This is a genomic window from Paenibacillus xylanexedens (genome assembly GCF_001908275.1).
In the GTDB taxonomy this organism is placed as follows: domain Bacteria; phylum Bacillota; class Bacilli; order Paenibacillales; family Paenibacillaceae; genus Paenibacillus; species Paenibacillus xylanexedens_A.
Genome location: NZ_CP018620.1, coordinates 6,783,330 through 6,805,513 on the forward strand (window position 1 = coordinate 6,783,330; position 22,184 = coordinate 6,805,513).

Annotated in this window: 19 protein-coding genes; 6 read left to right on the plus strand and 13 right to left on the minus strand. The window is 45.7% G+C overall.

Annotated elements, in window-relative coordinates; genetic code table 11:
- Nucleotides 1–127: 127 nt before the first annotated feature.
- The 5 genes from BS614_RS29645 to BS614_RS29665 all read right to left on the minus strand — a co-directional run bounded on the left by BS614_RS29645 (nt 128) and on the right by BS614_RS29665 (nt 5,412).
- Nucleotides 128–1,453 carry an ABC transporter substrate-binding protein gene (locus tag BS614_RS29645; protein WP_074096510.1) on the minus strand — a complete coding sequence of 442 codons (1,326 nt, stop codon included), beginning with the start codon at nt 1,451–1,453 and terminating at the stop codon, nt 128–130.
- Between the two features lie 162 nt (nt 1,454–1,615).
- On the minus strand, nt 1,616–2,596 hold the full coding sequence (locus BS614_RS29650; RefSeq protein ID WP_074096511.1) for a LacI family DNA-binding transcriptional regulator: 981 nt from the start codon (nt 2,594–2,596) through the stop codon (nt 1,616–1,618).
- A 92-nt stretch (nt 2,597–2,688) separates the two neighbouring features.
- Nucleotides 2,689–3,132, minus strand: coding sequence for a FixH family protein (locus BS614_RS29655; RefSeq protein ID WP_074096512.1), 444 nt, complete (start codon nt 3,130–3,132; stop codon nt 2,689–2,691).
- Between the two features lie 19 nt (nt 3,133–3,151).
- Nucleotides 3,152–3,601, minus strand: a complete 450-nt coding sequence (locus tag BS614_RS29660; RefSeq protein WP_047841622.1) for a disulfide oxidoreductase — start codon at nt 3,599–3,601, stop codon at nt 3,152–3,154.
- A 188-nt stretch (nt 3,602–3,789) separates the two neighbouring features.
- Nucleotides 3,790–5,412, minus strand: a complete 1,623-nt coding sequence (locus BS614_RS29665) for a copper amine oxidase N-terminal domain-containing protein (RefSeq protein WP_074097051.1) — start codon at nt 5,410–5,412, stop codon at nt 3,790–3,792.
- A gap of 336 nt (nt 5,413–5,748) precedes the next feature.
- Between BS614_RS29665 and BS614_RS29670 the strand changes: the two genes are divergently transcribed.
- A complete protein-coding gene (locus BS614_RS29670; RefSeq protein ID WP_017692174.1) occupies nt 5,749–5,955 on the plus strand; it encodes a hypothetical protein in 207 nt (68 codons plus the stop codon).
- 200 nt (nt 5,956–6,155) lie between these two features.
- Nucleotides 6,156–7,265, plus strand: coding sequence for a stalk domain-containing protein (locus BS614_RS29675; RefSeq protein ID WP_244898232.1), 1,110 nt, complete (start codon nt 6,156–6,158; stop codon nt 7,263–7,265).
- A gap of 75 nt (nt 7,266–7,340) precedes the next feature.
- Here BS614_RS29675 and BS614_RS29680 read toward each other — a convergent pair whose 3' ends face one another.
- The 3 genes from BS614_RS29680 to BS614_RS29690 form a co-directional block, all read right to left on the minus strand.
- Entirely contained in the window at nt 7,341–9,299 is a 1,959-nt protein-coding gene (locus BS614_RS29680) for a hypothetical protein (protein WP_074096514.1), read from the minus strand.
- 183 nt (nt 9,300–9,482) lie between these two features.
- Nucleotides 9,483–10,535 (minus strand): hypothetical protein, encoded by a 1,053-nt coding sequence (locus BS614_RS29685; protein ID WP_074096515.1) that lies wholly within the window; start codon nt 10,533–10,535, stop codon nt 9,483–9,485.
- Between the two features lie 89 nt (nt 10,536–10,624).
- Complete coding sequence (locus tag BS614_RS29690; protein WP_074097052.1) at nt 10,625–12,340, minus strand: DUF6138 family protein; 1,716 nt, start codon at nt 12,338–12,340, stop codon at nt 10,625–10,627.
- A gap of 341 nt (nt 12,341–12,681) precedes the next feature.
- Between BS614_RS29690 and BS614_RS29695 the strand changes: the two genes are divergently transcribed.
- A complete protein-coding gene (locus BS614_RS29695; RefSeq protein ID WP_036606815.1) occupies nt 12,682–12,924 on the plus strand; it encodes a DUF7662 domain-containing protein in 243 nt (80 codons plus the stop codon).
- A 123-nt stretch (nt 12,925–13,047) separates the two neighbouring features.
- On the opposite strand, the gene BS614_RS29700 is transcribed toward BS614_RS29695, so the two are convergent.
- From BS614_RS29700 to BS614_RS29710, 3 genes are all read right to left on the minus strand, one after another.
- The gene (locus BS614_RS29700; protein WP_074096516.1) at nt 13,048–14,700 is read right to left on the minus strand and encodes an extracellular solute-binding protein; all 1,653 of its coding nucleotides are present in this window, start codon (nt 14,698–14,700) and stop codon (nt 13,048–13,050) included.
- Between the two features lie 141 nt (nt 14,701–14,841).
- Nucleotides 14,842–16,434, minus strand: coding sequence for a response regulator transcription factor (locus BS614_RS29705; protein WP_074096517.1), 1,593 nt, complete (start codon nt 16,432–16,434; stop codon nt 14,842–14,844).
- Nucleotides 16,409–18,169 (minus strand): sensor histidine kinase, encoded by a 1,761-nt coding sequence (locus BS614_RS29710; RefSeq protein WP_074096518.1) that lies wholly within the window; start codon nt 18,167–18,169, stop codon nt 16,409–16,411. The genes BS614_RS29705 and BS614_RS29710 overlap by 26 nt, the downstream gene beginning before the upstream one ends.
- A gap of 162 nt (nt 18,170–18,331) precedes the next feature.
- Between BS614_RS29710 and BS614_RS29715 the strand changes: the two genes are divergently transcribed.
- From BS614_RS29715 to BS614_RS29725, 3 genes are all read left to right on the plus strand, one after another.
- Entirely contained in the window at nt 18,332–18,610 is a 279-nt protein-coding gene (locus tag BS614_RS29715; RefSeq protein WP_074096519.1) for a hypothetical protein, read from the plus strand.
- Nucleotides 18,611–18,870: 260 nt separating this feature from the next.
- Nucleotides 18,871–19,836: an ABC transporter permease gene (locus tag BS614_RS29720; RefSeq protein ID WP_084174838.1), complete on the plus strand. Its 966-nt coding sequence runs from the start codon at nt 18,871–18,873 to the stop codon at nt 19,834–19,836.
- Nucleotides 19,837–19,968: 132 nt separating this feature from the next.
- Nucleotides 19,969–20,847 carry a carbohydrate ABC transporter permease gene (locus BS614_RS29725; protein WP_017692164.1) on the plus strand — a complete coding sequence of 293 codons (879 nt, stop codon included), beginning with the start codon at nt 19,969–19,971 and terminating at the stop codon, nt 20,845–20,847.
- 64 nt (nt 20,848–20,911) lie between these two features.
- On the opposite strand, the gene BS614_RS29730 is transcribed toward BS614_RS29725, so the two are convergent.
- On the minus strand, nt 20,912–21,100 hold the full coding sequence (locus BS614_RS29730; RefSeq protein WP_074096520.1) for an aspartyl-phosphate phosphatase Spo0E family protein: 189 nt from the start codon (nt 21,098–21,100) through the stop codon (nt 20,912–20,914).
- 282 nt (nt 21,101–21,382) lie between these two features.
- Nucleotides 21,383–22,099, minus strand: coding sequence for a MarR family transcriptional regulator (locus tag BS614_RS29735; protein WP_074096521.1), 717 nt, complete (start codon nt 22,097–22,099; stop codon nt 21,383–21,385).
- Nucleotides 22,100–22,184 lie beyond the last annotated feature (85 nt).

A 22,184-nucleotide genomic window follows, 5' to 3' on the forward strand; every position in this document is an offset into this window, starting at 1 on the left:
AATGATTAGCCTTAACGGTTATGCCGGAAACAAGTCGAACAGACCACATGTGGAAGCTGTACGTTCATCATCTCCGGCGTACCGCAAGTCTCTCTCTAAGTGCTGCACAGGGCTAAGATTAATTGCTTTATTTCACGTTGCTCCAGTATGCCTGAATTTCACTGGCAAGTCCGGCACGGTCAATGACGTCAGCCAAATATTTCTGCATGGATGCACCCAGTTTGGACCAGTGATCCGCAGGAAGTGTGCTCATTGATTCCTCGATTTTTCCTGCCTTGATGTATTCACTAATGGATTTGCCAAGCGGATTGGTTGGCTCCAGTGTAATGTTGCTGAATGCCGGAATAATACTGGCTTGATTCACCAGGAAATCCTGACCTTTTTCGTTATAAACGATCCAGTCCAAAAATTTCTTCGCTGCTTCCTGCTGCGCTGGTGTGCTCTTTTCCTTATCCAGCAATATTCGTTTGGATACGGCAGCAGAGATTTGCGTATTACCGAAATCATCTGGATTATTGCTCACAGGTACCGGGAGGAAGCCATATTTTCCATCTGCTGTATCAAAGCTTGAAATTTGTGGCCATGCCCAGTTGCCCTGGAACCAGATGCCTACCTCACCCTTGCCAAGGACCTCAGGTCCACGCTCATAGGTTCCGGACAGTGGAGAAGCCTTGTCGATATTGTAGGTTTTCATCAGGTCAAATGTATCTAACAAGCCATTAAACACGGCATTGGATGCAAGGTCCACTTGACCTGCCTTCAGGTCCGTAATGAATTGATCCACCTTCGCACGGTCCGCCGACTGGCCACCATATGCAAGCCCCAGATAGTGCGCACCAAGCGACCAATCCATCGGAGATACAATCAAAGGTGATTTTCCAGTAGCTGCGATCTTTTGGAAGAGCTCATCGAGCTGTACAGTGGTCTGTACAGAATTCGGATCGAATGTCCCACCTACTGCCTGATCCAAAACATTCTGGTTATAGATGAATCCATATCCTTCAATAGAGAACGGGAAGGCATAGTTTTTGCCATCAAACGTTGTAGCCGCTGTGCTGTTCTCCACAGCATCCTTCATCCAAGACTCGGATGTGAGATCCAGAACACGATCCTTGAATTTCTCGACATCTCCTGTATCCAGCATCATCATCGTTGTAGGGCTGCCGGAGGCATACAAGGCAGACGCTTTTTCAAACGGAGACTGTCCACTGCCTACAGGTACAATTTCGAGTGTGATATTTGGATTTTCGGCATGGAAGTCTTTAGCCGCTTGCTCCAGCTGACTGTTAATTTCCGATTTGGAATTGAGCATGGTAATTTTGACACTCTCACTGCTGCTGCCCTCAGAAGAGGAGTCGGACTCCGTCGCTGCTTTACCTCCACATGCTGACAATACAAGCATTATAATCAATGACAATACCGATAATTTCATCCATTTCCGTTCTCTTTTCATCTTGTTATGGCCCCCGATCAATAGTTTAAAAGGAAACGCTTACATAAAGAATTATAATGTCAAAGGTTTAACATGTCAATCGTTTGACATATCATTCAAAAAAATTTTTTCTCGACTTCATTTCTTCGTAGCAAAAGGACGAATAGGAAAAAACGACCTGTATCAGGTCGTCTCTCTCTCCACGATGGTAACCGGCAAAATATGCTCCATTTCGATCTTCTCTTCCGCGAGTTGGCGCCGAATCAGATCAATCGCCAGCTTAGCCATGGCCTCCACCGGCTGCCTGATGGTTGTAATGCCAGGCACCGTATACGCTGCCGCACGACTGTCATCATAACCTATAATTGCGATATCGTCGGGTACCTTGCGCCCACCTAACACGATCTGCTTCAGCGCATGCACCGCCATCAGATCACTCGTTACAAAGAGCCCGTCCACCTCGGGGTGTTGTGCAAGCAGCTTATCCACCAATTCCGTATACTGATGCTGATCAAACACATTCAGATCGGTTTCATGAATCATGACCGGTTTGACTCCATGAGCCTGCAATGTATCAACGAAACCTATCGTCCGGCGATTGGACAGCATTTGCAATTCCAAATTACCACAGATATGTGCCAAATGTCGTCTGTTCTTCGCCAGCAGCAATTCAGCAGCCATAACCCCTCCCTGATAGTTATCAGATGAGATAAACGGGATGTCTTCACCGATCTTACGATCAAAGGTCACGATTGGGGAATGCAGATTCATATACTCATCAACTTCCAGTGTATGACTTCCCATAATAATGCCATCCACGCGATTACCCTTAAGCATTTCCACATATTCACGCTCTTTGGAAGGGTCCATGTGGGAATTGCATAACATAATTTTAAACCCATTCTGGTAAGCATGATACTCAACATAGCTAGCCAGTTCTCCAAAAAACGGATGGGATACATCAGGAATAATTAAGCCTATCACATTGGATTGCTTACGCAGAAGAGACCGGGCAATTTCGTTGGGTCGATAGTTCAGTTCGTTCATGGTTTGATACACTTTGTCCCGAGTCTTCTGACTGATATATCCCCGGTTGTTTAATACACGCGAGACGGTAGTTACAGAAACTCCTGCCCTGAGTGCAACATCATGAATAGTTGCCATAACACCCTCTTTTCCTACAACATTCTTCATACCTTTAACATTATAAACCTATTGCTAACCCTGAACCAAACCCTTGGAACCCGCCTGCTGCTTCATTCCGCTACAATTCTCGCTCTCGGCATGCTATGCATCGCTCCGTGCGTAACATGGACCTGTACCACATACGTACCTGGTTCTTCAAAGGTATGCTGGATTTCATACAGCCCTTCCTCTGCCTCAGTAGCAGTAATAGCCCCCTGATTCTCCAGTTCATCGGCTGTCATCATACCTTGTTCCGGAGATACAGAAGGCGGATCATCAAGCTCATTCCATATCTGGAATTGCACATGGTCAGCCTGACTTAACGGTGCATCTCCCTGTGCAAGCTTCACCTGCAACCGTGTTGGTTTATGAAGAGAAGCCTTCTCTGGAACGTCAAGTTTCACTTTAATCATCTCTGGCATCTCGCCCGATTGTGACTGTTCTTCATAAGAGCATCCCACCGTCAGGAGGAGCAGAATAATGAAGGGCATGAACCAACGAGCTTGTCCGCTCATCACCATCTATCCTTTCTTATTAAGAAGATTTTGGTGTTTTGCCGATACCCCACAGCATCACGATGATGATGATAAAGGCGATCAGTGCCAGTAATGGAATCGTGATGAAACCAAACCAGTTCAAATAGTCGGTATAACATGGAACCTTACCGCACGCGACGGCATTACCTGTAGCCGAAAAAATACGCTGGATCGTTACATGATATAACGAAATGCCGCCACCGACGAAACTCAGTGGGAGTACGTATTTGGTGATGCCCACGTCATCCTTAAAGTAGGCAATGCCCAGCAAAATCGTTAGTGGATACATGAATATACGCTGGTACCAGCACAGATCACATGGAAGAAAGCCCTTGATCTCACTGAAATAGAGACTCCCCCCTGTTGCAATAACGGAAACGGCCCAAGCAACAAATAACCGGGTATCCACATTTCTCGCTGGACGCTCCGATTTTGATGATGTACTCATTCCTCTGTCCCCCTCTTCATTTTGCTTATACCAAATTATCATACATCATTCTAGACTCCATCGGCTATTCAAGCTGTTATGTAGGTCATTACTCGATGATTATACCAAATATTTGAACTTTTGGGTGAATACAAAAAAGCTGCCGTATGGGGCAGCTCTTTTGTTTGAATCGTATATAAAACGTTGGATTACATCGATTTAGTCAGTGTAATGGAACCATCTTTTTGTGCCCATTTCACGTCCCAGTTCAGAAGTTCAGCAATGAAGCGCAGAGGGACTTGTGTACGTCCATCTTTATTTACAAATACCGTTGCACCCACGTTTTTCTTCACACCGTTCACTTCCATAACGTTGTTGTTCACCCAGAATTCTAGGGTATCATCGCCAGCCATTACCGTTACTTGTTGTGCTTTTTTGTCCCATTTCACGGTTGCGCCAATACCTTCACTCAAGAAACGCAGTGGAATGTATGTTGTGTTTTTCCAAAGCACTGGTGTAGTATCCATGTTGGTTGTTTTGTTGTTAATTTTCAGCATTTTGCTGTTCAGTTGCATCCACACCGTTGTCATATCTGGCGCTGGTGCAGGTGTTGCTGGCTCTTGGAATTTGTCGTTGAATTGAGTCACGATGGCATTACCAAGGGCTTGACCTACACCAAACATCACTTTGAAGCCTTCACGATTTGTTGTGTAAGAAGCATCATAGTTACCTGCTGCATATTGATTCAATACGTTTTGTACTTGATTTTCATGCGTTGTCAGCGCTTGTTGTCCTGCTGCTTTTGGCAGATTGCCAGCTGTTGCTGAATCCAGGAATGTAGCGAACTCTGTTGTAAATCCATCAATACGTTTCTCTACTGCCGCACGAGCCGCAGCATCGTTGTTTTTAACAGCTTTTACATAGTCGCTTTGTGCATTAACGTGGTTCGTTACCCAAATTTTCTCGAAAGCATTGGCACCATCGTTACCGTAAACGGAAGCAATCGCTGCTTTGAAGTCAGCTGTGTTTCCAGCTTCAGCTGTAATCAGTGCGTTGGAAGCGGCTGTACGTCCATCAAATTCCTCTTGCATTTGCAGTGCCGAAAGTGCAAAGTGCTCGGAAGCCAAGTGGTTAAGTGCAGATCTCAGATCAGCTGCTTTGGTATCCGCTTTGGTGTTTTCGAATTTCTCAGGCATTTGTGTAGTAATTGCTGTGGAGAGTGCCTTACTTACGTCGAACATTTCTTTGAAACCCTCACGGTAAGCCTTGTATGCATCAGCGTAATCTCCAGCTACATACTCATCAAATACTTTTTGCACAAGATCTTCATGTACTTTCAGCGCCTGTTTGGCTGCTGCTTTTGGCAACTTGCCTTCAGTAGCTGTGCTCAGGAATGTGGAGAACTCATCCACAAAACCGTTGATGTTTGCTTGTGCTTGTTTGATTCCAGCCTGGTTGCCCATTTTGGTTGCTTTCACCAGATCATCTGTGTATTTGTTATGAGCGCGGAAGATGCGTTCGAATTCTTTGGCACCTGCGTCACCATATAGGGAAGCGATCGCCGGTTGCATATCCAGTGCATTTTGGTCGAGTGCTTTGTAGGCTGCATCTGCATCTTTTGCTCCGTCATAGGCTTTTGCCATTGCCGTTACTGCGAGTGCAAAGTGCTCGGACAACAGGTGGTCCAGGTTTGCTCTCAGGTCAGCCGCAGGTGTGTTCACGGATGCTTTCATCATTGTCATTGGTGTCTGTGGTGCGGAAGCTGCTCCAGCGATCCCCGGCATCAACAGTGTCAAGCTAAGTACAGGTGCAATAAACTTCTTCATCTTCATTTTCATTACGTGTTCACTCCTCGATTATGTTTTGTTTATAATTTCTTTCCTTGTCGTCGTCTTCATAAGGTGTAACGCAGGGTTCTCTATTCTGGATCACTCTGTGGGCAAAAAAAATTCACAGCCTTCAGCGAAGAAAGCTGCGAACGCTTGTTGTATCAAGGTTTTTTTGAATTAAAAAAATATAAAATTGTAGTGATCTTTCCGATCCAAGACTACATACATACTGTAATATAGATACTTCATTTTCCTTTATTTCTCAACTAAAGCTTACATCAAAGGTTATCCTGAAGTACAATAAGGACATATCATATTATCCGCGAAGGAGGTCCATTCATGACCTGGTTGCCTTATGTTTTAATTGTGGGTATCGCCTTGTTTGGAGGTATTGCTACCATGATCATCGGTAATTCCAAAGCCAATCAGACCAGCAACCCCGAATATGACCGCCGCACAAAGCAAAACCTAAGCAAACTTTCCTATGTATATGTTGGTGCGATTGTACTTGGTTTTGGCGGACTAATCCTCTATCTTTTTAACTAAAATGTTTCAATTCGGCAAAGAATACGTTCAAACACACCAAGCAGCTTCAGTTTTTGTTCTACATTCTCCGTATAGATACACATGTTTACAAGTTGGAGATAATTCAGAATTATTCTGGATATGTTCGGGGTTTAATATAAAGTCATAAGGGACAGCGAGCCCATTAAACAAAACTAAACCCCAACTTGAAGGAGAGATATATGATGAAAAAAAACATGAAGAAATCCGTAGCAACGATGATGGTACTGGGCATGACATTAACAGGAGCGACGGGTGTATTTGCCGGAACGCAACTGGAGAAAATCTCTGCATACCTTAACCATGGAATCAGCTTTAATGTTGATGGCGCGGCTTACTCACCAACGGATGGCAATGGAAACAAACTTGCTCCAATTACCTATAACAACTCCACTTATCTGCCCGTACGTGCGCTTGCTGATGCACTGCATGTGCCTGTATCCTATGACGGCAAAAAAGGACAGGTCATTATCGGCCAAGCGACAAGCAACCCATCAGCTTTGACAAATGTAACGTATAGCGCAGCACAAAAAGAGGCGATTCAAAAGGCTTTTGCACAATTCGATGGGTTCGAGACCGCTTATGCACCTCAGCAGATGATCGCAGGTGACACGTTCAAAAGTGTAGGTGCGGGTGGCGACGGCGTCAGCTTTGTTTTCAACCATATGAAAGTGGACGTGTCTCCAAGAGATTATTCGGACGGTTATACGAGCAAAGACGTGAAACTGTCCAATGGTGTTATTGCCAAATGGTACACACCAGATCAAACGGGCATGCTCACGTTCCAACTGGATGATCGCTACGTTACCCTTAGCTCGCCGGATCATAAGCTAAGCCAAGCTCAGTTGCAACAAGTCGCTGTCTCTGTTCAAAAGTCTAACAGCAACAATGATCAAGGGATCACTGCATTCGCTGATGTGAACTATAGCAAACAACAATTGGATAACATTCGCAAAGCATTTGCGAAGTTTGACGGGTTCACAACAGCCTATGCCCCACAACATATGGTTGCTGGAGATACGTTCAAAAGCGTAGGTGCAGGCGGTGATGGTGTAAACTTTGTTTTCAATCTTATGAATGTAACGGTATCCCCTAAAGATTACTCGTTCAGCTATGATGGTAAAATGGTAAAACTGCCTAATGGCGTATCAGCCAAATGGTATACACCAGACCAAATGGATATGCTCACGTTCAAGCTGGATGATCGTTATGTAACCATCAGCTCACCGAAAAACCAATTGACTCACACTCAACTGGAGCAAATGGCGGTATCCGTACAAAAAGTGAAATAAACAAAAATAAACACACATCATTTCGGCCCCTCTCTATGAGCTGGGGCTGATTTGATGTGTGTTTATTTTGAATCTTTAGAATTTATTTTTATCAAATGGTTCTGGAAGCTTTAAGGAGTACACCATCGTTGATTTTCCTTCTTTCACGGGAAAAATCATATTAAGCACACCATCTTGTAACATGTTTTCTGGAATCTTGGCTGTGCTAAATCCCCACTTCCTCTCAGGTATGTCCGTTAAAGATACTTTCCCGAGCACCGAAGTGTAGTCTGGATTGGTGAACAGCAACTCTGTAATTGAATCTTTAGAGGAGGAAATGGTCAATGTTCGATCAAAATTCAGCACCACACCATCAATTCGGTCTGGCACAGCTGATTCCATCGGCCTTGTATTTACCGGATCTAATTGGTAACTGTCCCCTACCCGATCCATCCATCGTGCTCTTGCATGAAAAGGAAGAATTTTGGGATCCATGGCTAGATCAGTTCCCTTTTCTTCATCGCTCATGCTTAATTGTTTGTTGTAACCAGTTGCTTTTGTTTCCGACACTTTGAGCCCCAAGTCCTTACTCCACTGACCTAAAGGAATAAAGGTCTGATTGTATAGCGTCAACAATTGTTTTGAAGGTTGATTCACACTGGAAGAACGCTGTCCACGAGTGAAGGCGAGCCGATCCTTCCCAAGATTATATTGAATATGAAATGCTTTAGTGAATTCTTCTAAAGGAACATAATGCTGACCTTCCATATAGAAGGTGGGCTGCCCTTTATACTCCAATACACCCTGATCAGACTTAATAGCTACAGGTTCCATCGGGAAAAACACATTAGAGAACTGAAAAGAATTCCAATATTTTTTCCAGTCACTGTACGTACTATAATTCAATTTAAGATGTTTATTTTCTGAAATAACATATAAGGATGGCGGGTATGAGCCCGGATTGGAAAAGTACTGTTCAATAATATACTCATCCTCAGTAATCCACTGAATACTTTGGGTACGAGCGCGATAAGGAGAATCATAGGAACGAATCCGTTTAAGGGTCTTCAAATCATAGACTTGTACCTTGGACGACTCCATTTTACTATCCAGACCGTTCTCTGTGACCAGAACCAATGTTTTTCTTTCGGGCGAGATAAATGAATGCACATAGCCTACTCGCTCTTTAATCAGTGTGGTTTTTTTGCCATTTTTGGTTACAACCACAGTCCAGTCTGATTTCCGATCCCTCGTGTTACCTTGAGAAACATTTAGATGAACATCTGCACTTACCTGAAAAGCTTTAGTAGACAACCCTGTCTTCTGGTCAGGCTTCATCCACAAGTCGCTTACTTTGGCCTTCTTCCCCTTTATACCGCCATATTCAAGATAGTGACAATCTAAAGTATTTGTGCAATATACCCCAAAATTACGGGTTTGTGGAATCGGTGATACCACATATTTGGTATCTGTAAAATCCCTTTCCAGCAAAAGCTTTCCGCGAGTGTATACTTTTTTTCCTGTGACCATGGAATAGTAGTTGGATTTAGGTACGTTTTTCTCATAGATCGTATAATATATTCCGATTTGAGGTTCCAAGTGGATGCGGTTTTCGTCCTCATGGACTTTGCGAAGTGTGTTCGAGCTATAGTCATACTCATACAAAACGTAATAATGCTGCTTATCATCCGTGGCATAATAAGTTATGTATCCTTTTAACCCTGCTGGTGTGTCACTAACGATAGGATCATACTGATGGGAAGTTGTCGTCAGACCGGTATGTATTCTAGGGAGAATAGCTGGATCGGTAAAATGGTACTCATTTTCTTTGAGTTCACCAGTATCAAAACTCGTTCGAAGCGTAGTCACGGTCACCTCCGTGCCTCTGATTGCAAAACGAATGTTATGTTGCACCCGATCTGTGGATGAAATGGATCGCTCTGCGTTCTGAGCCGTTTGAGTTATTGAAGTAGACGCTGAGACTCTGAATTCCGACATGCTAAGTATAAAGATTGAAACTAAACTGACGATGAGCCATTTGGATACTCTGGACATACTTAACTCCTTTTCTGTGTAATGGATTTGGTTGAGATTCGTTAAGTATAGAACTTTTAATCTAAATATTCATTACTTTTTCTTCCACCTTTCGGTCCTAATGAAACATTCCAAAGGACAGAGACGGATATATTCGTTTATCTGTCAGCTGCCACTTCAGAATCTACTAAATCTCTTAATCCATCAAACCTTTAGATCAGCCAAACGAACAACCCTGCGATAGACCATCGCATCCATCAAATCCTCCCAATCGAGCTCACTGGCATTAACGTCTCGATAATAGACCGCAGCAGCAGGCAAGAAACCAACCAGAGGCCCTGTACCACCACATATCAGGCTACCGCCGTCTCCGCCTTTAGGCATCACATCCCCAGACGAATCGAGCGTAAGCTCATACTTGTAGGGGTCTCCGGCAAATTGCACTCCGAAGAAATTTGGCATTTCCAGATCATAAGGACGATCATCCTTTTCTTCAACCCGTGAAGAGGCCGTCTCTGCCGATCCATCCACAATCTCATCAATGCCTTCCAGACTTCCAAAGTGCTTCAATCTCATCGTATAGTCGAAGCTGTCACCCCAGGGAAATAACGTGCGACAACCGCCGCCATAGATATACTCCCATTCGTCTTCGGTCAGCAAACCAAAACCCGCCGCAGCTTCCTCCCTCACAACGTCTTCCAACTCTATTCCTTCGTTGAACCATAGGATTCGGACTTCATTCTCACTTTGGCGAATCAGACGGAATTGTTGATGCAATTCATATTCACGTATTTCCGATTGCTTGAACTGCTCCAGTGCTGACGGGAAATCAGGATTTTCCTGTGCAAATGCTTCCTCCTCAGATACTTCAATCCAACCAAGTGAAATCAGTTCGCATTCCACAAGCATCGGCGCAATGTTGATCGTTCTTACAGGTGACATTTGACTCGCCAGAAACGAATCTACGTCCTCCACACCATACTCACTGACCGTTTCATGCAGGTCGGCTGATGTCTCTTCGTTCATACCATGCTGCCAACGATCCCAGCCGAGCGTTACCCGATCCCCAGGGACAAACACAAATCTCAGCCCATCCTCAGTAAATACACCCGTCTCCATCCGCTGACCGAATCGTTCAAATGTCTCGAGACCCTCATATACCATACCGTCTGGTAACTGACGAACGAGCTTACGCATCCAAGCCTCTTTGTCCTGAGCGTTCAACGCCTGCCACATGTCTCGTCTTAATGTTTCCACAACTCTCCCCACCTTTCCTTATGCATTTTCACTTCTCAAAATGTTTTACTGGCTGGCACAGCACAATCTTACTTGTCTTGTTTACATTTTTATTTCCCTGCGGCCTGCAACAGTTCCAGCAATAATTCCTTCCGTCTTCCCTCCGCTTTGCGAGCGAGCGTTGTGAGCTTCTCCACTTTACCGAAGATCGGATAAAGCACATGTTCTGCCTCATAACTTTCGAGTCCTTGAATCTGTCTAACCAACTGTTCGAGTATTTCCTCATTCTCCAGCTCGGGCTGAATCTTAAGCTTCAGACTATCAGTCGAACGACGCAAGCTGGCGACTAACGCAGGTATGGATTGAACCGTTACACCCTGTTTTTCTACAAATGCCGCAATAAACTTGTCCTGAATTAACTGATGCTCATCATCCACATCGCCCATGTAATATTCAACCAGCGGGAAATACCGCTCATCCACGAGCCCCAGCCCAAAAGTTGCATAACTGCCCGGCATACAGCTTTTCTCTCCCTCGGTATCCTCGTAGAACTCAAACTCCTGGATAGCCTCACGCGCATACTCTTCCAGGAGTGGATGCAACTCCGGGTACTCCAGTGCATTGGCAAAGAATCGGTGGGTATCCGACTTCGCGAGTCCTTTGATCGGCAAATACTGCTTTACGCTGGACTTGAGCTTGATTTTATAACTTTTCGGAAAGCCCTGTTTCAATAAATGAGTGATAAAGGTAAGTGCCTGTTGATAGGCAACAGCCTCTTCCTTACGAATGTGAATGGTCGTCAGAGCAAATACATCATTTGCTTTGCATTCCACTTCTTCCGTTTTCACATCAATATCGTCCTTCGCATACGTTCCGCTACCTTCTGTCATCATACGTGCCGCACGTTTGCTACCGAGTTGCTTCGCGAGTTCCAGAAAAGTCACACCTTTGGGTTTGCTATAACTGGGCTCAAAACGTAGAATCATGACCGCCGCGTATAACAGCAGATCGATTGGTTGAATCCCGGATGTTTGCTGCTTCCCATGCTCGTCTAAATGTTGGCCTGTCTTTGTTTCAATGTTCGATTGAAGCGTTGCTCCGGGCTTTAGTGAATACTCATTGGTACGATAAGGCGAAGACTGAACATCATAATACTGTGGCAAAAACTGATTCTCCGACCATGCCGTCAACGCACGAGTAATCTCACCACGATGTTCCGCAAGTGCCTCCGGACGCCCCTGATTCAACTCTTGAATCCGGTCATACTGCCTGATGGTCCATGCTACATCCAACTCCGGGAACAGCTTTGGATCGAGCAGATGACTCGTCAAAAAGAAGGATTCTAATGGCTTCGTTGGATATGTACTGTTCTCCAGATTCTTGTCTATATAGGTATGAATACGCTCAAAGAGCAGCTTTCTTTTCTCTTCGTTTATCCATTCCAATAAAGTCAGTTGCAGCTTGCCTTCGGTTGTTGGGAATTTCCCTCGCAAGGTGAAGCGGTAGTCAATCAACGGAGTATCTGCCAGCTTGTCCAATCTTTCCTGAACAACCTCTACAAGCTTAGGCCCGATATCGTTCCGTACCTGTTCCTCGGTAAAGACTCCTGCCTGCTTTGATTTCACATCATCATCCAAACCCAGATCCAGGCTGTCTACCGTGGTCCGTCCAGGTTTGTAATCCAGTACAATATCATTAAAAATACCCATTTGCAGCGTGGTTCGCTTCACAACACTTTCCAAGTCATCCCGCTTTTCCTGTTCATCAAACCATTCATGGATCGTCGTAATCATCTCTTCCATCGCCTGATCATAAAGTGTACTCATCTGATCTCCTGCCTTCCCATGCATCTTATGATGTTCATCAACCACACTTGAACCTCTATTCATCCCGGATTAGTCCGAGGTATCTATGTTATAAATACGTATTAACGTTCTTATATTACCTATTATTTTACTCTCTCCAGTACACCCGGAACAATAAGGCAGCAGGGGGAGAAAAGGTGGTGAAAGATGCCCATAAGTGGTATTTAAGACATGCCCTAGTCAAAGAGATCTGCGGATACGGATTCCTTTTTTTCATATCTATGTACACTCTCGGCTTGCCCTCGCTATCATCATCCCCACGTTGTATAATCATTGTATTCCTTTTCAGGAGGTCCGACTAAATGAGCTACAGCAAATACTTCCCCTTGGAAAACTATTTGAATCAAGTTTCAATCACCCTTACATACGCAGAGCTTGAGGAGATTCTCGGATTTACGTTACCCCCTACAGCGTATAATCGCGAACAATGGTGGGTGAATAATTCTAATAATCATACACAGGCACTATCCTGGTTAAATGCCGGATGGAAGGTTGAGAATGTGATTCTAGGAAAACAAGTAACTTTTGTCCGCTGCGAGTCATAATCGATCTGTACGATATAGATTAATAGTTATAACTCCAAAGGTTCTATTTTTCCATAAATGTTATTCGAGACAAAAAAAGCAGGGTAGACTGATGAATTCATCAGTTCTCCCCTGCTTTGTAAATTAATTGACTGTCTTATACCACTCGTTCACTTCGGCGGTAATATCATCGCCGCCCATGGACTTCCACTTCGTCACAAATGTATCAAATTCCTCAATGCCCACCTGACCATAGATGATCTTGCTGAACGTATCCTTCTCCAGCTTGTCGATCGCATCCTGTTTCATTTTCATCGTCTCGGTCGGTGCTCCCGTGAACTTGCTCTTGATCGCGTTATCTTTATTCGCAACGACCACCTCAGCGGCTACAAACACTTCCGGTTTGTTGGCAATTTCCGTATTTTTCTCAAAAGGAGTCTCCGGTTCCTTACCCTTCGCAAGTTCCGCCAGCGTATCCATCATCAGATTTGGAATCCGTGCACCGTCATACGTAATCGTATATTTGAGTGGTGATACGCCGTCCTTCACTTCAGCTTCACCAACGACTTTGCCATCCACGATGTCATAGTCATATCCTTGCGCGAAGCCATGTTCGAATTCGCTGCCCACTTCTGGATTGGCAAAGTTGTCGAACAGATAATTCTGATACGTGAAGAAAATCTCCGGGTTCGCCATGTCTTTGTTAATCAGCACAACGCCGTTACTTGCACCAGAACCATGTTGGTGGCTCTCGCCTGTTGGCCCTGTAGGTAAGGCAATGGCCTTGTACGTGGCACCATCCACATTTTTCTTCACATCATCAATCGGCCAGTTTGGCATCCAGTGTGGCCCAACGATAATGCCTGCTTTACCTGCGGTGAACAATTCTGCTGCTTTGATCTCGTCATATACGCCTGCTTCTTTGGGCAGATAACCTTTGGACAACCAATCTTTCATCGTTGCAAGCCCTTCCTTCACACCTGGCTGAATGGAGCCATATTGCAGTGTTCCATCTCCGGCATCATTCCACTGTCCAGGCATCGTGTTGTACATGCCGAAAATCCAGCCGGATTCCGTCATCCAGGTATTGAGCGCATTTTTCATGCCCACGGTCAGACCATACGTATCTTTCTTACCGTTCCCATCGGGGTCCTGATTCGTAAAAGCATCCATGACCGTAACCAGCTCATCCATAGTTTTTGGTTCTTCCAGCCCCAGTTTTTTCAGCCAGTCCTCCCGAATGAACATGACCGAATCGCCGTTGTACGCATAATCGAAGATTGGAATGCCATAACGCTCTCCCTCATACATGTACGGATACCATTCCTCCAGCGCCGATTCAGATGCCTGTTTCCATGTGTCCGAAGCATACTTGTCAAACAACTCGCCTGCATTGGCAAACTTGCCAGACTCAATTAATTCCCTTACCAGATTGTAATCACCCCGAATGGAGACAATATCCGGCAGTTCTTCGTTAGCGGACAGGGACAAGCGTAATTTCGTATAAAATGCATCATTGGTCACCGATACAGCCCACGGTGTGGTCAGATCGATGCCCAGTCGTTCCTTGGCCCATTTGGTATGCACATTGTTCTGTGCCGTTTCCCCGTTCTTGAATTTCGTATCATCATTCCAGGCCCGCAAATAACTCATCTGTACCGCCGGTTCATACTTCCCATCTTGCAGAGCAAGTGGTGCAGCGGCTTCCTTCGCCGGTTCTTCCTTGGCCCCCGAACTACATGCCGTTACGGCAACCATCGTGATTGCGAGCAATGCCGTCATCATTTTTCTATACATGAACTAACCCCTCCTCAGGTAACTTGGATACCCTTAGTGCCAAATGCACCTCTGCATGTGGCATTATGCACCTTACATGAAAAGGATAGTGCAGCCGGGGAGGCAAACATATATCACAATTTCAATGTTCATATTGATTTGTTAACCGTTCCGAAAATCCTGCGGGGTCAGTCCATAATGTTTACGGAACACCTGAATGAAATAAGGTGTGTTGTTGTACCCTACTTCCTGACCGACTTCATAGATCTTCATCGCCGTATGTTTGAGCAAATGAACCGCACGTTCCATTCTGGAACGGATAATATAATCACTAATGCCTTCACCTGTGGATTGTTTGTACATTTTCGACAGATATACGGGGTGCAAATGCACCTCTCCGGCAATGACCTGCAACGATAGATCCTCACCCAGATGATGGTCAATCCATTGCTGCACCTGCCGGATCAGCGTTGATCCCGCATCCTGTCCCGTATCGTTCGCACTCTCTTCCCACTGCTGCATTACAGACCGAGTCCACGTTTCCAGACTACGCAGCGAAATGCCATAACCATCCTTGAGCAACTGCTGGTACTGCTCCCCAAGCACTTCAGCTAACTGTCTTCCTTCCCGATGAGCCATATAGGAGAATGCCGCCGCCAAATAATGAAAAGCCACATACACATGCTCCGGGAACACACTGTTCGACAGTTCGGCAAAGATCTGATCAATCTTACGGTGTGCATCCTCCATACGCCCGGCTTCCAGTAACGTCGTCAGACCGGGCGGTTCATACAGCGCTGCAAGAGACTTCAACGTGGCCCCATTGGTTCCTGCCGCCGCATTCAGATGTAGTCCTTTGCCTGCCTCGGCCTGCTTGCGAAGCGCACTGACGGCTTGATGATATAGCTGCGGCACCTGATCTGGGAAACGCCCCATACGACTAACGGATAGGGAAATGGTCGCGTTCAGATACTGCCTCACACTGTGGATTAACCGTTCTCCAAGCCGTCCCATTAGCATTTCAGGTTCGGCCTGAGTTTGTTTGGGACTGGCCATGAAGACCAGATCATCATAGGCGTCATCCGTATGGCAGAGATGATAGGTACTGCCGTAAATCTCTTCCACCACATTTGAGATAGCATACTTCATCAGTCGAAACGCTTTATGTGTAGGTTGATGGTCATCATACCGGATGAGCAACAGTTGCATTTTATCCTGTGGACGGAACCCGATCTCCAGTTGCTCCAGCTTCCCTTCGAGTTCAGCATCCGCAAATTTATGCCCTAACAGTACATCCTTCATCAGCTCCGCCCGCTTCTCGGGCAGATGTTCCCTCACCGAATACATGGCCCGCTGATGCAGCATTTGTTTCTCACCCTCCAGGCGAATCTGCACTACAGCCTGTTGCACGGATTCAATCAGTTCTTCATCCCGAACCGGCTTGAGCAGATAACTGACTGTCCCATGTTTGAGCGCCTGCTTCGCATAATCGAAGGAAGCATGCCCCGATAAAATAATACATTTGGTCTGTTCCCACTTTTGCCTGATGTGACTGACCAGATCCAGACCAGACATACCCGGCATTCGGATATCCGTGATAATAATATGGACCTGATGTGATGCCATATGTTCCAAGGCTTCTTTGACAGAATAGGCTTTGAATACCTGACCAATCCCGTGTTCTCTCCACGGTATCGAGACAGCGATCGACTCTACTGCGGAATGTTCATCATCCACGACCATCAGATTCATCATGCGGTTGTTCCTCCTCAAACCATCGAATTTCTACACTAAGTCCACCATAGGGAATCGCTCCAAAATGCAGCCCGGACGACAGCCCATATCGCGTAACGAGACGCTGGTGCACATTCCACGTGCCTGTTCCAATCTCCTCACCCATTGGTTCATTGATCTCCCGTTCCAATTCCGCAATCTCTTCCGCTGTCAGCGTGACACCATCATTGTCAACAAACAGGCTATATCTTGTATATTTCCGACCCTCAATATGTTCGGGTACCGCCATCCCCGTTACGACGACATGCCCACTACCTTCCATCGGCTCAATGCCATGGATCACCGCATTCTCTACGATGGGTTGAATGAGCAGTCGCGGAATGTGAAGCAAGATCAGTTGCTGCGGTACGGCAATCTCGTAGGTCAGCCGGTTGGTCCGCATCTGTTGAATGGACAGATAATGGTCCAGCAGCCGAATCTCTTCTTCCACTGTTGTCATGTCATTCTCGCCCCGCGTAATGTAGCGATAGTAGTCTCCCAGACTTAGCGACATGGCAATAACCGCTTCACGGTTGCCAAGCTGGGTCATATTTTTAATATAAAACAGGCAGTTGTACAGGAAATGCGGATTGATCTGTGATTGCAGATGTTTCAGTGTGGCTTCCCGTGAGCGGATACGTTCCTCGTATACCTTCTCGATCAATTCCTGAATCTGTTCCGCCATATGGTTGAAGCTCTGGGTCAGGTACGCGAATTCATCACGGGAGTGATCGACTGGAATCCGAGTGGACAACTGGCCTTTGCGAATCTGTTGCAGCCCTCTCATCAAACGATGGATGGGCACCTGGACTTTTCGATACAAAAGCAGTGCAGCCCCGATACTCAGCACGAGCAGTAACAGAATGGAGGTAATAAACATATTCCGGCTCTTGTCCATTGGGGTTAGTAAATCATCCAATACCACCGGGTTCACGTATACCGCTTGCAGTTGTTTCGAGTGTACGTAACTGACCAGATACTGTTTGTCACCCACCTCCAGCTGATGATTACCTTCCCGCTCCGGTCCGTCAAAGGGGATATCTCGCATAATCGCTTCGACCAGTTCGGGGTCCGCCGTACGGTTCAGCAACGGATCTTTACCTGGTACGAGCAAGAAAGGATCTCCTCCCTGCGTTTCTTTGAAATCATCCAACATGGCAACCACGTTCATCGGGTCAAAATTAATCTCCATCACTGTTCGCACGCCTGTGTTCACCGGTTTTTCATTCCACTCATAGTTATCCGTGAAAAAGTAGGTGAAACTCCCCTGCTCCAGCTGCCATTGGCCCGGTTGCGGAAACGTCAACATCTTCTCATCGTAGACCGTCCGGCTGGACATGGTGGACAACACAAGTTCCGCTTGTGGCAGCACAATGGTAATATCATTCTTCCAGCGGCTGGTGGACTGGTACAATGATAATTTGTCGAGGATATCCAGATAGATACTGTTTTTCTCATATTGGCTGGTGGAGTCCGTCATGTAACGGTAGTGCAGGATACTGGGATCTCGCAGCAATGTCAGGCCATACAGCGAAAGCTGCTCGATATTTTTATCCACCTGGGAACTGAAATAATTGAACTGGTTCAGACTCGACTGTTGTTTCTCTTCAACGACCATGTCCACATTTGCCTGGTTCGCGTATGTATACAGCAGCAGAATGGGTACCAGCAGGCAGATTAAGAGAATGACCGTCTTCGCAAATACTGTGAATTTCATCGTTTCACCCTGTCCCTGAATTTTGAAGTCTTTCTATACCGAAGTCCTATTTTATATTGAAAGCCCTTACAATTCTATATGATTTTTTGTTCTTCCGCTTTCCTGTGACTGGAAATCCTCTTATACTGGGAATGAATCAACATTTCGTGAGGGGGCTCTGTGATGCAACTGACAGAACAAGGCATTTTGCACATTGAAGAAGACGATATCTCCAGCTTGTATTGTTACCGGGATCAGGATGGCATGGGTTTTGAAGCTTCCTTCCTGTTTGAATTGCAGCTTCAGGGCTTAACGTTGACACAAGGCAGCGTTCGGGCAATTCAGTTTGGTTTTGAGGAAGAGGAAGCCCCCCTCTATGAAGAACGGGAACGTCTGGTGGCCGAGGTACAGTCAGCGGTTCGTACCGTTGATGCGCAGTATGATGGCTCCATTGTGAAATGATATAGGTGCGTTCAGCACGAAGGGCATATCGGAAGCAAATAACATATGGCCGGAGCACAACCTGAAGACAGGGCATTGGACTTTACAGTCGGATGCTCCTTTTTGTCGTTTCCATCAACAAGTTAATATTTCAACATCCGCATTGAAATGTTGTTCTATAGTCCGCCCTTTTCCATTGCTATAATTCAGTTGCTCCACTCTGTGCAGAGGCTTGCTCGCCTCATGTTGGCCGGGTTGGACGAGATAAAGGAGGGACCCTGATGGCTATCGAACAACCGTTAACAACCAATACGCCGGTGCGAAAAATCACACCCCATCCACGCAAACGTACCCGCTGGAATTTCAAACGCACGTGGCCGCTGCATCTGATGCTGCTGCCTGCTGTACTGCTCACTTTGCTGTTCGCCTATGTGCCCATGGGCGGCATTATTATTGCTTTTCAAGACTTCAAACCGTGGCTGGGATTCACTGGCTCCAAATGGGTGGGCTGGGACAACTTCAGGTTCATGTTCGAATATCCCGACAGCGTTCAGGTCATCTGGAACACGGTACTGATCGCTTCGATGAAAATTGTGGCCGGACTTGTGGCCCCCGTGGTATTCGCCATTTTGCTGAATGAGGTTCGGAACTCCACGTTTAAACGTTTCTCACAGACCTTGGTGTATCTGCCCCATTTCCTGTCCTGGGTTGTCCTGGGTGGTATATTGCTCGACATGTTATCACCGGAAGGCGGGCTGGTAAACCAGGTGTTGGCGGCGGCTGGCGTTGAACCGATCTTCTTTCTGGGAGATGGCGACTGGTTCCGTGTAACGGTGGTTGTCAGTGATGTGTGGAAGGAATTTGGGTTCGGAACGATTGTATTTCTGGCAGCACTTGCGGGTATTAATCCCGCATTGTATGAGGCTTCCGAGGTGGATGGGGCAACACGACTTAGACAGACATTACATATTACCCTGCCTGCACTCGTGCCGATGATAATCGTGGTAGGTACGTTATCGCTGGGCAATATCCTGAATGCAGGCTTTGACCAGATCTTTAACCTGTACAATCCGCTGGTATATGAAAAAGGTGATATTATCGATACCTTTGTCTACCGGATGGGGATTCTGAACGGCAAAATGAGCTTTGCGACCGCCGTTGGACTATTCAAATCATTTGTCGCGATGTTCCTGGTCATCTCTGCGTACCGGATGGCGTACAAAATCGCCAATTACCGTATTTTTTAAGGGGCATTTTGCATACATCCAGACAGCGACTTTCAATCAGCGAGATATAGATCGAAATGGTTTAGTTCGTCTATATCTTGTACACGCGAGCGATTCAAATCGAATTATGCAAAATGCAAAGGAGGAATTAAGGTGTATCACAAAACAACCGGGTACCGTATATTTAATGGCTTCAACCTGATATTCATCGCGGCCGTCTCGATCCTGTGTATCCTGCCGCTGGTCCATATTCTGGCGGTTTCCTTCAGTGGTAAAGCGGCAGCATCCGCCAATCTGGTGACACTTTGGCCGATTGATTTTACGGTGGACGCCTACACCAAAACATTTGGTAACAGTAACTTTCTAAGTGCACTCTGGATTTCAGTCCAACGTACGGTTCTGGGTACACTGCTCAGTATGACACTTGTCTTCCTGACGGCTTATCCGCTATCCAAGGAGAGTCTGCACTTCAAGGGGCGCTCGTTATACGCGTGGTTTTTCATCTTCACAATGCTGTTCAGCGGGGGATTAATTCCATCTTATATCTTGATCCAGAAGCTTGGACTGATTAATACGATGTGGGCTCTGATTTTGCCAGGAGCGGTGGCTGTCTGGAACCTGATTCTGATGATGAACTTTTTCCGTAACGTGCCAAAAGAGCTGGAAGAAGCCGCATTCATTGATGGAGCCAACCATATCACGACCCTGTTCAAAATCTATCTGCCTGTATCCATGCCCGCCATTGCCACGATCTCCTTGTTCACCATGGTAGGTCAATGGAATTCCTGGTTCGACGGGCTGATCTATATGAATGATGCTTCCAAATATCCACTCGCCACGTTAATGCAGACCATTATCGTACAGCAGGATTTTTCCAACATGAACGTGGATGCAACGCAGCTCCAGAACATGTCCCAGCGTACGGTGAACGCGGCACAGATCTTTATTGGCGCTCTGCCGATCCTGCTCGTGTATCCGTTCTTGCAGCGTTTCTTCGTGAAGGGGATTGTGCTCGGGGCGGTAAAAGAGTAAGGCAAACACACGGAATCCCCTCTTGGAATTCTTCTTCATTTTATAAGTGCATTCTATACGTTCATTATTTCAGTTGATTCGAATTCGTTCTTCCGCGAGTTGCGTTGTTATATTCATTAATTAACTCATCCAGCACCATGGATTGGCGAATAACCTCCGGATGCCACAGTTCCGCATATTGAGCTGCAATCTGGTAGAGCCTTTGCCGTGCATGTTCGATACATTCCTGAATGGTTTCCGGATTATGTACCATACTCCCGCCCCCTGTTGTCCTTGAATATCATCATCCAAAAAAGACCATCTAATATAATATTCGGAACAAGAGGGGATTTGGATTACCCCAAAATTAAAATTTTGGTTATTTTTTCTTGAAATTTTTATTATTAGCGTGGATCACATAACCTGATGTACGTATATGTTCAAAGCAAATAAACCGGATCGGCTGCGGCCTGTCCGGTTTTATAGCGTTTATATATTTTCCAAAACGACGTCACATGCCGAGATGAATATGAGCATTCTCAGCAGCTTACGTACGCTAATCCTCATATTTCGTAAAAAAAACATCCTCAAGAACGGCCTTGGCCTTCTTCAGATCACGGGAATTCAGCGTATGAAGCATCCCCATAATTTCATTCATTTCCTCGTTAATGGTCACTGCTTCCGTATTCTCATTATCATTATCGTTTGAAGTTTCGTCGGGATATGGTCCCCCTTCACTAGTAACCATGGATGGATCGTCTTTTTCCGAATGAAACCAGGAGGTATGCGCGGTGTCACGGAGAGCATGCACTAAGAACTGCAATTCATCTTCGGTATATCGCTGCAAAAAACGATTCGCGCCAAGATCAATTTGTTGATGCATGGCTTGATGCAAACGATAGATGTCTTGACCCAGTTCTGTCATGCGAAACAATACTTCTTTTTTATTATCCGGCAGATATTCAGGCAAGATGAAATTTTTCTGTACCAGCCTTTTGGTGATCTTGGAAACCGTGCCTTTGGAAAAGCCGAATTGCTTCGAAATGGTTATGCCATTAACAGGCTCAAGTGTTCCAATAGCATCCAGCACATGCAGCATGGTAACCGTCATTTCTTGGACTAACTCTTGAATTTCCGGATTAGGGCTGTTCTGGAGCAGCCATTCCTTCTCTTCGTCATCTTCCGCTTGGAATTTAATCTGTATGTCTCTCACAGCTTCCAGCACTTCATTAATCAAGTGCTCTTTATTGTGATTGTTTGATGGCTTGATCATCCTTTTTCCCCCAACACTAATGAACTTCATCTCAGTATATCAAGGACAGGTCCACAATTAAAGTTTCCAAGGAAACAATGTTGAC

Coding starts and splice junctions, on each gene's coding strand:
- BS614_RS29645 (WP_074096510.1), bottom strand. CDS start 1,453: ATGAAAAGAGAACGGAAATGGATGAAATTATCGGTATTGTCATTGATT.
- BS614_RS29650 (WP_074096511.1), bottom strand. CDS start 2,596: ATGGCAACTATTCATGATGTTGCACTCAGGGCAGGAGTTTCTGTAACT.
- BS614_RS29655 (WP_074096512.1), bottom strand. CDS start 3,132: ATGAGCGGACAAGCTCGTTGGTTCATGCCCTTCATTATTCTGCTCCTC.
- BS614_RS29660 (WP_047841622.1), bottom strand. CDS start 3,601: ATGAGTACATCATCAAAATCGGAGCGTCCAGCGAGAAATGTGGATACC.
- BS614_RS29665 (WP_074097051.1), bottom strand. CDS start 5,412: ATGAAGATGAAGAAGTTTATTGCACCTGTACTTAGCTTGACACTGTTG.
- BS614_RS29670 (WP_017692174.1), top strand. CDS start 5,749: ATGACCTGGTTGCCTTATGTTTTAATTGTGGGTATCGCCTTGTTTGGA.
- BS614_RS29675 (WP_244898232.1), top strand. CDS start 6,156: ATGATGAAAAAAAACATGAAGAAATCCGTAGCAACGATGATGGTACTG.
- BS614_RS29680 (WP_074096514.1), bottom strand. CDS start 9,299: ATGTCCAGAGTATCCAAATGGCTCATCGTCAGTTTAGTTTCAATCTTT.
- BS614_RS29690 (WP_074097052.1), bottom strand. CDS start 12,340: ATGAGTACACTTTATGATCAGGCGATGGAAGAGATGATTACGACGATC.
- BS614_RS29695 (WP_036606815.1), top strand. CDS start 12,682: ATGAGCTACAGCAAATACTTCCCCTTGGAAAACTATTTGAATCAAGTT.
- BS614_RS29700 (WP_074096516.1), bottom strand. CDS start 14,700: ATGTATAGAAAAATGATGACGGCATTGCTCGCAATCACGATGGTTGCC.
- BS614_RS29705 (WP_074096517.1), bottom strand. CDS start 16,434: ATGATGAATCTGATGGTCGTGGATGATGAACATTCCGCAGTAGAGTCG.
- BS614_RS29710 (WP_074096518.1), bottom strand. CDS start 18,169: ATGAAATTCACAGTATTTGCGAAGACGGTCATTCTCTTAATCTGCCTG.
- BS614_RS29715 (WP_074096519.1), top strand. CDS start 18,332: ATGCAACTGACAGAACAAGGCATTTTGCACATTGAAGAAGACGATATC.
- BS614_RS29720 (WP_084174838.1), top strand. CDS start 18,871: ATGGCTATCGAACAACCGTTAACAACCAATACGCCGGTGCGAAAAATC.
- BS614_RS29730 (WP_074096520.1), bottom strand. CDS start 21,100: ATGGTACATAATCCGGAAACCATTCAGGAATGTATCGAACATGCACGG.
- BS614_RS29735 (WP_074096521.1), bottom strand. CDS start 22,099: ATGATCAAGCCATCAAACAATCACAATAAAGAGCACTTGATTAATGAA.